General features: G+C 71.4%; 13 protein-coding genes. 7 read left to right on the top strand and 6 right to left on the bottom strand.

All coding sequences use genetic code 11. The features are described from left to right. Window positions 1–47 precede the first annotated feature (47 nt). On the top strand, window positions 48–1,577 hold the full coding sequence (locus OG927_RS29615; RefSeq protein ID WP_056790385.1) for an amino acid permease: 1,530 nt from the start codon (window positions 48–50) through the stop codon (window positions 1,575–1,577). A 21-nt stretch (window positions 1,578–1,598) separates the two neighbouring features. Here OG927_RS29615 and OG927_RS29610 read toward each other — a convergent pair whose 3' ends face one another. Further along, window positions 1,599–2,402, bottom strand: coding sequence for a sulfite exporter TauE/SafE family protein (locus OG927_RS29610; protein ID WP_330321079.1), 804 nt, complete (start codon window positions 2,400–2,402; stop codon window positions 1,599–1,601). A gap of 148 nt (window positions 2,403–2,550) precedes the next feature. Here OG927_RS29610 and OG927_RS29605 point away from each other — a divergent pair, with 148 nt between their 5' ends. From OG927_RS29605 to OG927_RS29580, 6 genes are all read left to right on the top strand, one after another. Then, on the top strand, window positions 2,551–3,687 hold the full coding sequence (locus OG927_RS29605; protein WP_330321078.1) for a substrate-binding domain-containing protein: 1,137 nt from the start codon (window positions 2,551–2,553) through the stop codon (window positions 3,685–3,687). Between the two features lie 102 nt (window positions 3,688–3,789). After that, the gene (locus OG927_RS29600) at window positions 3,790–5,160 is read left to right on the top strand and encodes an ABC transporter substrate-binding protein (RefSeq protein ID WP_209469226.1); all 1,371 of its coding nucleotides are present in this window, start codon (window positions 3,790–3,792) and stop codon (window positions 5,158–5,160) included. Between the two features lie 42 nt (window positions 5,161–5,202). Then, a complete protein-coding gene (locus OG927_RS29595) occupies window positions 5,203–6,201 on the top strand; it encodes a carbohydrate ABC transporter permease (protein ID WP_056790395.1) in 999 nt (332 codons plus the stop codon). After that, window positions 6,198–7,073 carry a carbohydrate ABC transporter permease gene (locus OG927_RS29590; RefSeq protein WP_056790398.1) on the top strand — a complete coding sequence of 292 codons (876 nt, stop codon included), beginning with the start codon at window positions 6,198–6,200 and terminating at the stop codon, window positions 7,071–7,073. The genes OG927_RS29595 and OG927_RS29590 overlap by 4 nt, the downstream gene beginning before the upstream one ends. 41 nt (window positions 7,074–7,114) lie before the next feature. Next, window positions 7,115–8,143 (top strand): hydroxyacid dehydrogenase, encoded by a 1,029-nt coding sequence (locus tag OG927_RS29585; protein ID WP_056790402.1) that lies wholly within the window; start codon window positions 7,115–7,117, stop codon window positions 8,141–8,143. Next, entirely contained in the window at window positions 8,140–10,032 is a 1,893-nt protein-coding gene (locus tag OG927_RS29580) for a DUF2264 domain-containing protein (RefSeq protein ID WP_330321077.1), read from the top strand. Before OG927_RS29585 ends, OG927_RS29580 begins: the two co-directional genes overlap by 4 nt. A 112-nt stretch (window positions 10,033–10,144) precedes the next feature. Here OG927_RS29580 and OG927_RS29575 read toward each other — a convergent pair whose 3' ends face one another. The 5 genes from OG927_RS29575 to OG927_RS29555 all read right to left on the bottom strand — a co-directional run bounded on the left by OG927_RS29575 (window position 10,145) and on the right by OG927_RS29555 (window position 14,410). Then, entirely contained in the window at window positions 10,145–10,780 is a 636-nt protein-coding gene (locus OG927_RS29575) for a LutC/YkgG family protein (RefSeq protein WP_124280445.1), read from the bottom strand. After that, complete coding sequence (locus OG927_RS29570; RefSeq protein WP_056790412.1) at window positions 10,777–12,321, bottom strand: lactate utilization protein B; 1,545 nt, start codon at window positions 12,319–12,321, stop codon at window positions 10,777–10,779. The genes OG927_RS29575 and OG927_RS29570 overlap by 4 nt, the downstream gene beginning before the upstream one ends. Next, window positions 12,318–13,085, bottom strand: a complete 768-nt coding sequence (locus tag OG927_RS29565; RefSeq protein WP_330321076.1) for a (Fe-S)-binding protein — start codon at window positions 13,083–13,085, stop codon at window positions 12,318–12,320. Before OG927_RS29565 ends, OG927_RS29570 begins: the two co-directional genes overlap by 4 nt. Before the next feature lie 143 nt (window positions 13,086–13,228). Further along, window positions 13,229–13,951 carry a FadR/GntR family transcriptional regulator gene (locus OG927_RS29560; RefSeq protein WP_056790419.1) on the bottom strand — a complete coding sequence of 241 codons (723 nt, stop codon included), beginning with the start codon at window positions 13,949–13,951 and terminating at the stop codon, window positions 13,229–13,231. A 132-nt stretch (window positions 13,952–14,083) separates the two neighbouring features. Next, a complete protein-coding gene (locus OG927_RS29555; RefSeq protein ID WP_330321075.1) occupies window positions 14,084–14,410 on the bottom strand; it encodes a hypothetical protein in 327 nt (108 codons plus the stop codon). Window positions 14,411–14,513: the final 103 nt, after the last annotated feature.

The following is a 14,513-nucleotide window of genomic DNA, read 5'->3' as shown; positions in this document are numbered from 1 at the left end:
CGCTTCCTCCGCTCCATCCCCCCATTCCCTCCCGGAGGTTCTCTCCCATGTCCATATCCGCCTCGACCGCGTCGAGCCCGGAGTCCGCACCGCAGAAGGACGAGGAGCAGCGGCTGCGCGAGCTCGGCTACCAGCCGGTGCTGGCCCGCCGCATGGGCGGCTTCGGCAACTTCGCGATCAGTTTCTCCGTGATCTCCATCCTCTCCGGCTGCATGACGCTGTACGGCTTCGGCATGTCGACCGGCGGCCCGTCCGTGATGCTCTGGGGCTGGGCCGGTGTCGGCCTGTTCGTCCTCTGCGTGGGCATGGCCCTGGCCGAGGTCACCAGCGCGTACCCGACGTCGGGCGCCCTGTACTACATGGCGGACCGGCTCGGCGGCCGCAAATGGGGCTGGTACACCGGGTGGCTGAATCTGCTCGGTCTGCTGGGTGCCATCGCCGGTATCGACTACGGAGCCGCGCTGTTCACGGGGGCGCTGCTCAACCTGCAGTGGGGATTCGACCCCACCCCCGGCGCCACGATGGTGATCTTCCTCTGCATCCTGCTGCTGCACGCCGTGCTGAACCTCTTCGGTGTGCGCCTGGTCAGTGTGCTGAACTCGATCAGCGTCTGGTGGCATCTGGGCGGTGTCGCGGTGATCGTGTCGGTGCTGGCGATCGTGCCCTCGGACCACCAGTCGCCCTCGTTCGTCTTCACCGAGTTCGTCAACGACACCGGCTGGGAGAACCCGCTCTACGTGGCGGCGATCGGCCTGCTCCTGGCCCAGTACACCTTCTGCGGCTACGACGCGTCCGCCCACCTGTCGGAGGAGACGTCCAACGCGTCGGTGACGGCGGCCAAGGGCATCGTCCGGGCGATCTGGGTCTCCTGGGTGGCCGGCTTCGTCCTGCTCGCCGGGCTGACCTTCGCGATCCAGGACTACGCGGGCACCCAGAACAGCGCCACCGGCGTGCCACCCGCCCAGATCCTGATCGACGCGCTGGGCACGGCGGGCGCCACCGCCATGCTGCTGATCGTGATCGCGGCCCAGCTCTTCTGCGGCAACGCTGAGGTCGCCGCGGCGAGCCGGATGGTGTTCGCGTTCAGCCGGGACAACGCGCTGCCCGGCTCCGCGCTGTGGCGCAAGGTGAGCGCGCGCACCCAGACGCCGGTGCCCGCCGTCTGGCTGTCGGTCTGCGTGGCCGCGCTGCTCGCCGTGCCGTCGCTGTACTCCGCGACCGCGTACGGCGCCGTGACGGCGATCAACGTCATCGGTATCACCCCGGCGTACGCCATCCCGATCTACCTGAAGCTGCGCGCCGGTGACCGCTTCGAGCGCGGGCCCTGGCATCTGGGCCGCTGGTCCAGGCCGATCGGCTGGATCGCCGTGGTCTGGGTCGCCATCGTGACGGTGATCTTCCTGCTGCCCCAGTCCTCGCCGGTGACGGTCGACTCGATGAACTACGCGTCGATCGCGCTGGTCGCCGTGCTGGTCCTGGCCACGGTCTGGTGGTTCGTGGCACGCCGTTCGTACGGCACTCCGGCCGCGTACGGGAACGCCCGCGAACAGGCGGAGATCGCCGAGGGCATCGTCTGAGCGTCCTCCCCCGGGCGGCCTTCAGTGCAGCAGCAGCTGGAGGCCGCCCAGGACGGTGGCACCGATGACGATCCGCTCGAAGAGCTTCTGGTTGATGCGGCCCACGCAGACCCGGCCGAGGTACGCCCCGGGGATGACGAACAGCACCAGGGCGGCGTCCAGGAGCAGGGACTGGGCGTCGATGAGGCCGAGTCCCACACTGAACGGCACCTTGGACGTGTTGACGATCAGGAAGAACCACGCCGACGTCCCCAGGAAGCCGAGCTTGCGGAATCCCGCGGAGAGCAGGTAGAGCGACATCACCGGGCCGCCCGCGTTGGCGACCATGGTGGTGAAGCCGCCGAGCATCCCGTACGAGCCGGCCTTGACCCGTCCGACGCGTGACGGCCCCTGTGACCGTACCGCCGGCGAGGAACCCGCCTCCGGCTCCGGTCCCTCGGCCGCTTCCCCGGCCCGGGTGGCGGCGCGTCGGCGCCAGACGGTCACGCCCGACATGAGGAGCAGGATCGCTCCGATCGAGGTGCGCACGGCGCCGTCGTCGGCCCACATCAGGAAGACGGTGCCCGCCACCACTCCCACGGCGACGGCGGGGAAGAGCCGCAGCAGCGTCGGCCAGTGGGCGTGGCGGCGGTAGACCAGCACCGCGAGGATGTCGCCGGCGATCAGGATCGGGAGCAGCACTCCGGTCGATTCGCGGGCCGGGAGCACGGCCGCGAAGACCGCGAGGCTGATCGTATTGGCACCGCTGACGGCTGTCTTGGAGAAGCCGACGAGCGTGGATGCCGCCGCGAGCGCGGCCAGTTGCCAGAGTGTGATGGTGTCCATTCCGGATCAGATGGTAGACACACCGGCTTTCCGGCGGGTGGTCGTTCCAGCCCGTGACCACCCGTTTCCGGTCGCTCGCTATGCTGCGACCGCTCAGGGAAACGTTCAAACGACCACGGCACAGCAGCACGGCAAGGGGGCCGGCACCATGCGGGAGCCTGTTGAACTGAGGCGCAAGCGCATCCTCGCGGTGATACACGCACGCGGAGCCGTCAGCGTGAGCGCGCTGGCCGCCGAACTGGACGTCTCGGTGGTCACGCTCCGCCGGGACGTCGAGGAACTGTCCCGCGAGGGGAAGCTGCGGCGGGGCCACGGGGTGGCCCGTCCGGTGGGTGACGCGGAGCCGACGACGCCCGTCCCCGCTCCACGGGCCGGGAAGCGGGACGAGGGACCGTCGGCGGACGGAGGCGCCGTCGCCCTGGTCGTGCCGGAACGGCATTCGTATCTCTACGAGACCCTGCACGGCGCCCGGACGGCCCTGGAGCAGGCCGGGATGCGAATCGCCCTGCACATCTTCCCCCAGTCGGCGGGGGCCGAACGGCCACAGGTGGAGCGCGCCCTGCAGGGCGGGGCGCGCGGTCTGCTGATCGCCCCCCGGTGGCGCAGTGCCGCCGAGGAGGAGGCGGACTACGGCTGGCTCGCCGGGGTGACCGTGCCGACCGTGCTGATGGAGCGCCGGCCGCGGCCGGGCAGCGCGCTGCACGCCCTGGACTCGGTCTGTTCCGATCACTGGTACGGGACACACCTGGCCGTGGAGCACCTGGTGGCGCTGGGGCACCGCCGCATTGTGCTGGCCGCCCGGAACGACAGTCCCACGGCCCGCTCCATCCGGGCGGCGTTCGCGGAGATCGCGGCGGCCCGGCCCGAGGTGGAGGACTGGGCGGTCGTGCTCAGCTCTCCGAACGCGGGGCCGGACCGGTCCGCCGCACCGGACGGGGCCGCGCCGGATCTCGCCGCCCTGCTGCGCGAGCGCGGCGCCACGGGCGCCGTGCTGCACGGTGACGAGGACGCGCTGATGCTGGTCCAGCGGCTGGCGGAGAGCGGGGTGCGGGTGCCCCAGGACTGCTCGGTCGTGGCGTACGACGACGTGGTCGCCGCTCTGGGCGGCACTCCCCTGACGGCGGTCGCCCCTCCGAAGGCCGACATAGGCCGGGCCGCGGCCGAGCTGCTGCTGCACCGGCTGGCGCACCCCGCCGGTGCGACCGGTCCGGTGCGCAGGACGGAGCTTCTGCCCTCGCTCGAGGTGCGCGGATCGGCACAGCGGCTGCACCGCGCGGAGCAATGAGCGTTTGACCGTTTCAAGCTTCTTTTGATCGATCTATTGACCGGTATCGATCAGCCGATCAGTATTCCCCGTGTCTCGAATCAGGAGCCGCGGGAGGCACTCATGCCTGGTCGACAGAGCCGTCGATCCGTGCTCGCCACGATCGCCGCACTGCCCCTGACAGGCGCGCTCAGCGCCTGCAGCGGCAGTGACGGAGCCCAGCGATCGGGCAGCACGAGCAGTACCGGAAAGACCAGCAGCAACAGCAGGACCGGCAGGAAGACGCGTGTCACCTTCTGGTCGGCCCTGCGGGGCAGCCAGGAGGTCGTGGACGCGTTCAACCGCGGACACGACACCATCCAGGTGGATTTCCAGCAAGTCCCCTCGGGGGGTCAGGGCGGGTACGCCAAGCTCAGCAACGCGGCACGGGCGGGCAACGCCCCCGACATCGCCACGATCGAGTACCCCCAGGTGCCCGGTTTCGCCATCGACGGTGTCTGCCGCGACATCACGGACCTGGTCGGCGACAGCCTGCGGGCGAAGCTGCTGCCGCAGGCGCTGGGCCTGACCACCTTCGAGAAGCGGGTGTTCAGCGTCCCGCTCGACATAGAGCCGATGGTGATGCACTACCGCACCGACCTCTTCGACCGGTACGGGCTCTCCGTGCCGCGTACCTGGGACGACTTCGAGGAGGCTGCCGCGACCGTGCGCCGCAAGGACGGCGAGCGCAGGCTCGTACTGTTCCCCACGGACGGTGCCACGCAGCTCGCCGCGTTCGCGTGGCAGGCCGGTGCCCAGTGGTTCGACACGGCGGGCGGCGCGTGGAACGTCTCGCTCGCCGACGCGCCGACCCGTCGGGTGTCCGCGTACTGGCAGCGGCTGGTCGACCGCGACCTCGTGTTCATGAACGCGGTGGAGAGCCGGCAGAGCGATGCCCAGATCGGCAACGGCCAGGTGCTCACCCGGCTGAGCGGGGCCTGGGACGCCGGGGCGCAGATGAAGGCCAGGCCCGGCCAGAAGGGCAGGTGGGCCCTCGCACCGCTCCCCCAGTGGGACGCGGCCGACCCCGGTGTCGGCACCCATGGCGGCTCGACCTTCGCGATCACCAAGGACAGCCGCGATCCCGAGGCCGCCATGGAGTTCATCGAATGGCAGGTCACGCACCCGGACGCGTTGCGCGCGCGGCTCTCCAGCGGCACCAGCAGCCAGTACCCGGCCGCCCCGGGTCTCGTGGACGTCGGCCGCGAGGCGTTCGACCGCGGCTACTACGACGGCCAGGACATCTACACCCTCTTCGAGCAGGAGGCCCGCACGATCCGGGACCGCTGGATCTGGGGCCCCCGCATGACCGCCACAGGGAAGGTCATGCAGGACGGGTTCGCACGGGCGAGCGGCGGCCAGGGCTCGATCCTCGGCGCGGTCCGGGAGGCGCAGCGGGGCACCATGCCCGACCTCAAGGCGCTCGGACTGTCCACCACGCAGCGTTCCACCTGACCGGCGATCCCCCATCCAGCAGCAGAGAGGCAGGTGACACCCATGACCAGCGCCACCCCCGTTTCCGCCGCGCCGGACGCCCCCGCACGGCCCTCGCCGACGGTTCCCGCCGCCGCACCGGCACCCACGGGCCGCAGGTCCGCCCGGCGCCGTGAACTCGGCGCCTGCGGCGTCCTGATGACACCGTTCTTCGTCCTCCTGGTGACCGTCTTCCTGATCCCGGTCGGCACCGCCGTGTATCTGAGCTTCTTCAGCGACGACCAGCCGGGCCTCGGTTTCGGGCCCGAGCGCACGGTCTTCGCCGGCCTGCGCAACTACAGCGCCGTGCTGACCGACCCGACGTTCCTCGGCGGTCTGGGCATCGTGGCCCTGTACTGCCTCGTCTACATCCCGCTCATGGTGATCGGCGCCCTCGCGCTCGCACTGCTCCTGGACTCCGGCGTGGTGCGCCTGCGCGGCACGGCCCAGCTGGCGCTGTTCCTGCCGCACGCCGTGCCCGGGATCATCGCCGCCCTGATCTGGCTGTACCTCTACACCCCCGGCATCAGCCCGGTCATCGAGCTGCTCGGCAAGGCCGACATCACCGTCGACTTCCTCGGGGTGCACACCGTGCTCCCGTCCATCGTCAACATCGCGCTGTGGAGCAACCTCGGCTACAACATGGTCGTGTTCTACGCGGCCCTGCAGGCCGTCCCCCGCGAGGTGATCGAGGCCGCGGTCGTCGACGGCGCCGGCCCGGTCCGTACCGCCCTGCGGGTCAAGGCCCCGCTGGTCCGGTCCTCGATCGTGATGGTGGCGATGTTCACCCTCATCTTCGCCCTCCAGCTCTTCACCGAACCGATGCTGCTCAGCCAGTCGACGCCGATGATCAACTCGCGTTTCTCGCCCAGCATGTACATCTACGACGCCGCGTTCACCCGCAACAACTACGGACTCGCGGCAGCGGCCTCGGTCGTCCTGCTGCTCTGCACGATCGCCCTCTCCTACGGCGTCACCCGCTGGACCAACCGCGCCAACGCCGCCGAGGAGGACACCCGATGAGTACGTCGACCGCACCCCGCACCGCCGCGTCCCTGCGGCCACGGCTCCTCGGACGCTCCGTCGTCAATCTGGTCGTCGGCATCTCGGTGCTGTACACCCTGCTGCCGGTGCTCTGGCTGGTGCTCGCCGCGTCCAAGGACCGGGACGCGCTGTTCAGCAGCAGCGTCCTGTCGCTGACCGACTTCTCCTTCGTCCAGAACATGAAGGACCTGTTCGCCATGGACGGCGGTCTGTACGGGCGCTGGTACGGCAACAGCCTGCTGTACGCGGTCCTGGGCGCGGCGCTCGGCGCGCTGATCAGCATCGCCTGCGGCTACGCCTTCGACAAGTACCGCTTCCCGCACAAGGAGAAGATGTTCGGCCTGGTGCTGGCAGCGGTCATGGTGCCGCAGACCGTCCTCGCCCTGCCGCTCTACCTGATGGCGTCCGGCACCGGTCTGGTGAACACCTTCTGGGCGGTCTTCATCCCCGTCCTCTTCAATCCCTTCGGCGTCTACCTCGGCCGGATCTTCAGCCAGGGGTACGTGCCCGACGAGGTGCTGGAAGCGGCCCGGATGGACGGCGCGGGCGAGCTGACCGCCTATGTCCGGGTTGCGCTGCGGATGCTCGGGCCGGGACTGGTCACCGTCTTCCTCTTCCAGCTCACCGCCATCTGGAACAACTTCTTCCTGCCCATGGTGATGCTCTCCGACCAGGACCTGTACCCGGTCAGCCTGGGCCTCTACTCATGGAACAGCTCCGCCTCCGTCTCGCCGGAGTACTACCCCGTCGTCATCATGGGCTCACTGCTCGCGGTGGTGCCCCTGATCCTCGCGTTCGCCCTGCTCCAGCGCTTCTGGCGGTCCGGTCTGACGGCGGGCGCCGTCAAGTAGCCGCACCGCCGAACCGCCCCGGACCACCGCACAGGAGAACCATGCCCAGCACTTCCCCCGACCGCCGACGTCCGCGTGCCGCACTCGCCATGAGCCGGGAGGCCGCCGCCGCGGTGCTCTCCCCGGACTCGCTGGCCGCACTGGCAGCGTCCTGCGCCCTCGCACCGGGACCGGTGATCGACGACTTCACGACCGGACCGGCCCGCGCCGCCCTCGCGGACGCGGAGCTGCTGATCACCGGCTGGGGCTGCCCGCCCGTCCACGCCGGCGTGCTGGCCGACGCGCCCGCGCTGCGGGCCGTCGTGCACACGGCGGGCAGCGTACGCGGCCACGTCACGGAGGCCTGCTGGGACCGGGGCATCGAGGTCTCGTCGGCCGCGGCCGCCAACGCGCTGCCGGTCGCCGAGTACACGGTCGCGATGATCCTGCTCTCCGGGAAGCGGGTCCTGGAGCGGGCCCGTGACTTCCGGGCGTCACGGCGCCGCGACGCCTGGCTCGCCACCCCGCCGGATGTGGGCAACTACCGTCGTACGGTGGGGATTCTGTCCGCCTCCCTGATCGGCCGGCGGGTCATCGAGCTGCTCCGCCCCTACGACCTGCGGGTGCTGCTCCACGATCCGTACGTCTCCGAGGCGGAGGCCGCCGCGCTCGGGGTCCGGTCCGTCACGCTCGACGGTCTCTTCGCGGAGAGCGACGTGGTCAGCGTCCACACCCCGCTGCTGCCCGCGACCACCGGGCTCGTCAGTCGTGGCCTCCTCTCCTCGATGCGGCCCGACGGTGTCCTGATCAACACCTCGCGGGGCGCGGTCGTCGACCAGGACGCCCTCACCGACGTCCTGCGCCGGGGCCGGATCCGGGCGGTCCTGGACGTCACCGACCCCGACGCGCTGCCGGCCGGGCATCCGCTGTGGGACTGCGACAACGCGCTCATCACCCCGCACCTCGCGGGGTCCCAGGGCAACGAACTGCGCCGGCTGGCCGATCTGGCGGTCGCCGAGGTCGCCCGCTGGGCCGCGGGCGACGGCTTCGCCCATCCCGTACGACGCGAAAGGCTGGCCTTCCTCGCATGACCTCTCCCTCCTTCGAACTCCCCGCAGAGGACCGCTCATCGAGCCCGTACACCGGATTCACCCGGGCGCATTGGGAGGCCGCGGCGGACGGTCTGCTGCACGCCGCCTGGAAGTGGGCCACCCCGGGCCGGGCCATGCTCGACCTGCCGGGCCGCCCCTCGCGCTCCGGTGTCCGCTCCGACGGTCTGGAGGGCTACGCCCGTACGTTCCTGGCCGCCGCGTTCCGGGTCGCCGGGGCGGACGGTAAGGACCCGCACAACTGGCTGGAGCGCTACGCCGACGGGATCACCGCGGGGACGCGTACGGCGGGACGCGACGACGCCGAGTCCTGGCCTCTGATCCTCGACCACACCGTCTTCGGGCAGCCGATGGTCGAGTCCGCGTCCGTGGCGATCGGACTGCGGCTGACCCGCCCGTGGCTGTGGGACCGGCTCGATCCCGGGACCCAGGACCGGGCCGAGGAGTGGCTGCGCGGCGCCCTGCGGCACTCGCCCGCTCCCAACAACTGGTACCTGTTCCCCTTCTCCGTCGCCGGCTTCCTGGAGTCGGTCGGCCGGGGCGACGCCGAGACGGCACGGGCCCGGCAGCGGGCCCTGGACCTGCTGGAGGTCTGGTACCGCGGTGAGGGCTGGTACGCCGACGGCGACGGGCGGGCCTTCGACCACTACAACGGCTGGGCGCTGCACCTGTATCCGGTCCTGGACGCGTACCTGTCGGGCGACGCGGAGCTCGCCGCGCACTACGGCGCACGGCTGAGCGAGCACCTGGAGAGCTTCTCGCTGATGTTCGGCGCGGACGGGGCACCGCTGCACTTCGGGCGCTCCCTCACCTACCGGTTCGCGGCGGGCGCGGCTGTCGCAATGGGTGCGGTGTCCGGGCACACTCCCCTGGCCCCGGGCGTATCGCGGCGGCTGATCAGCGGATCGCTGCGGTACTTCCTGGACCGCGGGGCGACCGGGGGCGACGGTCTGCTGAGCCTCGGCTGGCACGGTCCGCACGACGCGACGCTGCAGGTGTATTCGGGCCCCTCGTCGCCGTACTGGGCGTCGAAGGCGTTCGTCGCGCTGCTCGCCCCGGAGGGCCATCCGCTGTGGACGGCGTCCGAGGAGCCCGCGCCGAGCGAGAGCGCCGACCGGGTGCTGTCCCTGCCCTCGCCCGGGCTGCTGGTGCAGTCGACACGGGCGGACGGCATCGTCCGGCTGCACAACCACGGCAGCGACCACGCCCGGCCCCACGAGGGCGATTCGGCCGCCGCGTCGGATCCGCACTACGCGCGTCTCGCGTACTCGACCAGGACCGGTCCCACCGCGGCGGAGAACACCCCGGACAACCACCTGTCGGTGCGGGTGGCCGGCATCCGCAGCAGCCGCTTCCGCATCCATCCGATGGGCGCCGGGCACGAGGACGGCTGGGGCTGGGCCGCCTCCTGGCACTGCCCGGTCTTCCCGGCGGGCGCGCCGACGATGCCGGGGCTGCGGGTGGAGAGCGTCACGGTGGTGCGGGGGCGGTACGAGCTGCGGGTGCACCGGATCCTCGGCGCCCCGCCCGGCTCGCTGGCGGAGCAGACGGGCTGGGCGACGGCTCCCGGCGGCGAGGTGCGTTCGGCGCTGCACGGGCTGCACGGCTGGACGGAGCTCGACGAGGTACGGGCCCCGCAGGGCACGGCGTTCACCCGGTGGGCGGTCCTGCCCCGGCTGGCTGCCGACGTGGAGGGGACGGCGGTTCTGGTGGCCCTGGCGTCGCTCACCGCGGAGCCGGCACCGGTGGGTCTCGACGTGGCGGTGAGCGGGGTCGACGTGGACGGCGGCACGGTGAAGGTCGCCTGGGCGGACGACGGTTCGGTGACGCGAATCGGTTTCGCACCGCTGGAGGTCGTGCACGCCGGCTGAACACGGAGGGCGCCGTCGGGTGAACCGACGGCGCCCTCCGTGTTCCGGCCTCATGTCATACCGCCGGGCTGTCCGGCCCCTCCGCACGGGGACCGGACGGAGGGGCCGGGGCTCACGCGTCGGTGCGGATCACCACCGCGAGGGTGCGCGGGCCGTGCACGCCCTCGACCCGCTCCAGCTCGATGTCGGACGTGGCCGAAGGACCGCTGATCAGGGTCGTCGGCCGCTCGGGCACCAGCCGGGCGACCGCCTCCGGGACCCCGACGACGACGGAGGACAGGCTGACGACGCACACGTGCAGGTCGGGGACGAGGGACAGCGCGCGGCGGCCCTGGTCCGGCGATCCGTCCAGGAAGATCGTGCCCGTCTCCGCGCAGCTGACGGCCGAGGCGGTCACCACCCCGTCGAGCGCGTCCAGGCCCGGTGCCGGGATGTCCGCGGAGTCCCGCTGCACCTCGCCGTCGTAGGCCGTGAGCCACCCTTCGTCGAGCCCGGCGGGCACCCCGATCCGCCGGGCGCCGTGCGCCGCGAGCACCTCGGCGATCACACGGGCCGTGTCGTCGGCGGTGCAGGGGTGCACCCGTGCCTTGTAGTCGACGAGCCGGTCGGTCAGGAGCGCGAGGCGTTCCCCGTCGGGGAGGGTGCGGCCGGTCCGGTAGTCGCGGGGGACGGTGGTGGCGGGCGCGGGGGCCAGGGCCAGGGCGTCCCTGATCCGGCCGAGCACCGTGTCGCGGGCGGTCGCCGTCACTGGTCCTCCGTGTGGGCGTCGGTGGCGGGCAGGACGCCCTCTTCCGCGGCGGCGCGCAGCGTCGCCGCGCCCTCGGCCGATGCCAGCCAGGAGCGGAAGGACTGCTTGGGCGGGGCGGCGGTGTCACGGCTGTCGCTCCAGCCGTCGAACGGGGCGGGCAGGTGGGTGATCGTGCCGTCGCGTCCGCCCACGACCCGGCCGAGGGCCGCGGCCTTCTGCGCGGCCGTGTACAGCTTCGGCCTCTTCATCACGGCGGCCGCGGCCTTCATGGCCAGCTTCTCCGCCGAGGCACCGGACTGCTCGGTGTGCTGGTGACGCAGCTCGACGAGCATCGACGGGATGTCGATCTTGACGGGGCAGGCGTCGAAGCAGGCGCCGCAGAGGCTGGAGGCGTACGGCAGGGAGCTGTTGGGGTCGTCCTTCGCCGCGTCCATCCCGGCGAGCTGCGGGGTCAGGACCGCACCGATCGGACCGGGATAGGTCGATCCGTACGCGTGCCCCCCGGTCCTCTCGTACACGGGGCAGACGTTGAGGCAGGCCGAGCAGCGGATGCAGTTGAGGGCCTCGCGGCCGATCGGGTCGGCGAGTGCGGCGGTGCGGCCGTTGTCGAGGAGGACCAGGTGGAAGTCCTGCGGTCCGTCGCCGGGTGTCACACCGGTCCACAGGGAGGTGTACGGGTTCATCCGCTCCCCCGTCGAGGAGCGCGGCAGCAACTGGAGGAAGACCTCCAGGTCCTGATAGCGCGGCAGGACCTTCTCGATGCCCATCACGGTGATGAGGGTGTCGGGCAGCGTCAGGCACATCCGGCCGTTGCCCTCGGACTCGACGACGGAGAGGGTGCCGGTCTCGGCGATGCCGAAGTTGGCGCCGGAGACGGCCACCCTGGTCGTCATGAACTTCTCGCGCAGATAGGCGCGGGCCGCTGCGGCGAGGTGTGCGGGCACGTTGTCCAGGTCCGGGTCGACACCGGGGATCTCGTCGAGGAAGATCTGCCGGATCTCGTCACGGTTGCGGTGGATGGCCGGCACCAGGATGTGCGACGGCTTGTCGTCGGCGAGCTGCACGATGAGCTCGGCCAGGTCGGTCTCGTACGGGGTGATGCCGAGCGATTCGAGGTGCTCGTTGAGGCCGATCTCCTGCGTGGCCATCGACTTGACCTTGATGACGTCGCTGCTGCCCGTCGCCCTGATCAGCCGGGCGACGATCTCGTTGGCCTCGACGCCGTCGCGTGCCCAGTGGACGGTGCCGCCGCGCTCGGTGACCTTCTGCTCCAGCTGCTCCAGGAGTTCGGGCAGCCGGTTCATGGTGTCGGTCTTGACGGCCGATCCCGCGTCGCGGAGCTGCTCCCAGTCGGGGAGTTCACCGGTGACGACGAGCCGTTTGGTGCGGATGGTGCTGGTCGCCCTGCCCAGGTTGCGCCGCAACTGCCCGTTGGCCAGCTCGTCGTGGGCCGCCTTCGGGAACTTCCGGTCACCCCGCAGGTTCCCCGTCCCGTACGGGGAGCGGGGCGGGGTGGCGGGCATGCCGAGGAACGTGTTCATCGAACCGCCTCCGTCAGGGCGTACGGCGTGGTGCGGGTGGACCCGAGGATCTGGGCCAGGTGCAGGGTGCGCGTACCCGACCTGATGCGGGAGAGCCCGCCCCCGATGTGCATGAGGCAGGAGGAGTCCCCGGCGGTGCAGACCGCGGCCCGCGTCGTGCCGATGTTGCGCATCTTGTCCTGCAGCATCGCGGTGGAGGTCCCTGCGTTCTTGACGGCGAAGGTGCCGCCGAAGCCGCAGCAGGCGTCGGCTTGCGGGAGTTCGACGAGGTCGATCGCCTCCACGGCGCGCAGGAGCCGCAGCGGCTTGTCACCGACCCTGAGCATGCGCAGCGAGTGACAGGTGGGGTGGTAGGTGACGCGCTGCGGGAAGTACGCGCCGACCCCGGTGACGCCGAGGACGTCGACGAGGAGCTCGGACAGCTCGTACGTCTTGGCCTTGACGGTGGCCACACCCGCGCGGAGCGAGGCGTCCCCGTACCGCTCGGCGACGATCTCGTGCTGGTGCCGGACCGAGCCGGCGCAGGATCCGGACGGCATGACGACCGCGTCGATCGAGGAGTCCCCGAACTGCTCGGCGAAGTTGCGCACCAGCGGGACGGGCTCACGCTGGTAGCCGGTGTTGACGTGCATCTGCCCGCAGCATGTCTGGCCCGGCGGGAACACCACGTCGTGGCCCAGGCGGGCGAGCAGCACCGCGGTGGATTTCACCGCCTCGGGGAAGAGCGTGTCTCCCAGACAGGTGGCGAAGAGTCCGATGCGCATGAGGCCTCCTCGGTCGTTTTATGGTCCGACCATACTAGCCTCGGTCCGTATGCGGAACCGTGGACGCGCCCGGGAACGAGAAAGGGAGTGGGGACGGTGCGCACCGTCCCCACTCCCTCCCGCGGGGGCACACCCCCCACGGGTCACGTCTCGTCGACCAGCGTTCCGTGGAGGCCCCTGATGTGCTCCTCCACCAGGTCCGCCGCCTCTTCGCCCCGACCCGCGCGCACCAGCCGCAGCAGCCGGGTGTGCTGCGCGTTGAGCGCACCCGCGGTGGCCGGCCAGTCCTCGGTCTCCTCCAGCGCCCGCAGGATCAGCGGGCGCACGGACTCGCGCACCGCGGACGTGAGGGTGGAGGTGAGGGCGTTGCCCGAACTTCCGGCCAGAAGTACGTGGAAGCGGGTGTCGAGGTCGTTGAACTCGGCCACACCGACGTCGGGCTCCCCCATCCGCCGGAGCAGTTCCTCGGCCTCGTCGAGGTCTTCGGCCGGGGCGTGCCGCGCGGCGGCCTCGCAGCTCGACCGCTCGAGCACGACCCGCGCCTCCAGCACGTCGTGCAGGCTGTAGCTGCCGAGCGCGAAGTGCAGCCGCAGCAGCCGTCCCAGGGCGTCGTCCGGGTTGCGCACGATCCGCGCCCCGGAGTCCGGGCCCCGGCCGGGCTGGGCGACCAGGACGCCGATGGTCTCCAGCACCCGGAGGGCCTCGCGCAGCGCCGAACGGCTGACTCCGAGCACGGGCGCGAGCTCCCGCTCGGGGGGCAGCCGGTCACCGGCCTTGAGCTCTCCGGCGAACACACGCTCCTCGATGCTCTGGAGCACGAGTTCGTGCGTGCGGGACTGCCGTACGGGTTGCCACTCGACGGGCATCCGCTACTCCCTGCTCCGGACGGTACGCATGATCCGACTATGTCACACAGAGTGTGTGGTCGGACCAATGCGACAGGGGCCGCCGGACCCACCGTCACGGTGGGTCCGGCGGCCCCTGGGCAGCTGCTGGGGTCAGCGGGGGTGCGGCACCCGGTCGCGCGGTGCGCGTTCCCTGCGCCGCGGATCGAAGAGCTGTCCCGCCACTCCGGCCACCACGAGTCCGGCGGCGATGAGGACCCCGTGCCCGATGCCGATGCCGACGCCCAGGGCAGCGAGCCCCGCGGCGAGCCACACCCAGGCGAGTCCGCGCCGGTAGGTGCGCGGAGCGCGGGGCGCGCCGCGGCCGAGAGCCTCGGCGGCAGCGGAGACGTCGGCGGCGCGTGGGCTGTCGACGGCGTAGGGTTCGTCGCTGCGGCTCCGGTCCTCAAGGCCGCGCAGTCGCTCGTCGTAGTAGGCCATGGTGACTCCCTCCCGGTGCGGAAACCCGTTGAGCACCTGGCTCCATCGTCGTCCGGGGAGGGGGCCGCGGACCATAGGTGCTGACACCCATCTTCGGGGGTGC

Source organism: Streptomyces clavifer (assembly GCF_036345975.1).
Taxonomy (GTDB): Bacteria; Actinomycetota; Actinomycetes; order Streptomycetales; family Streptomycetaceae; genus Streptomyces; species Streptomyces clavifer.
The sequence above is the reverse complement of the archived record's forward strand: the minus strand, read 5'-3'. Positions and strand labels throughout refer to the sequence as shown.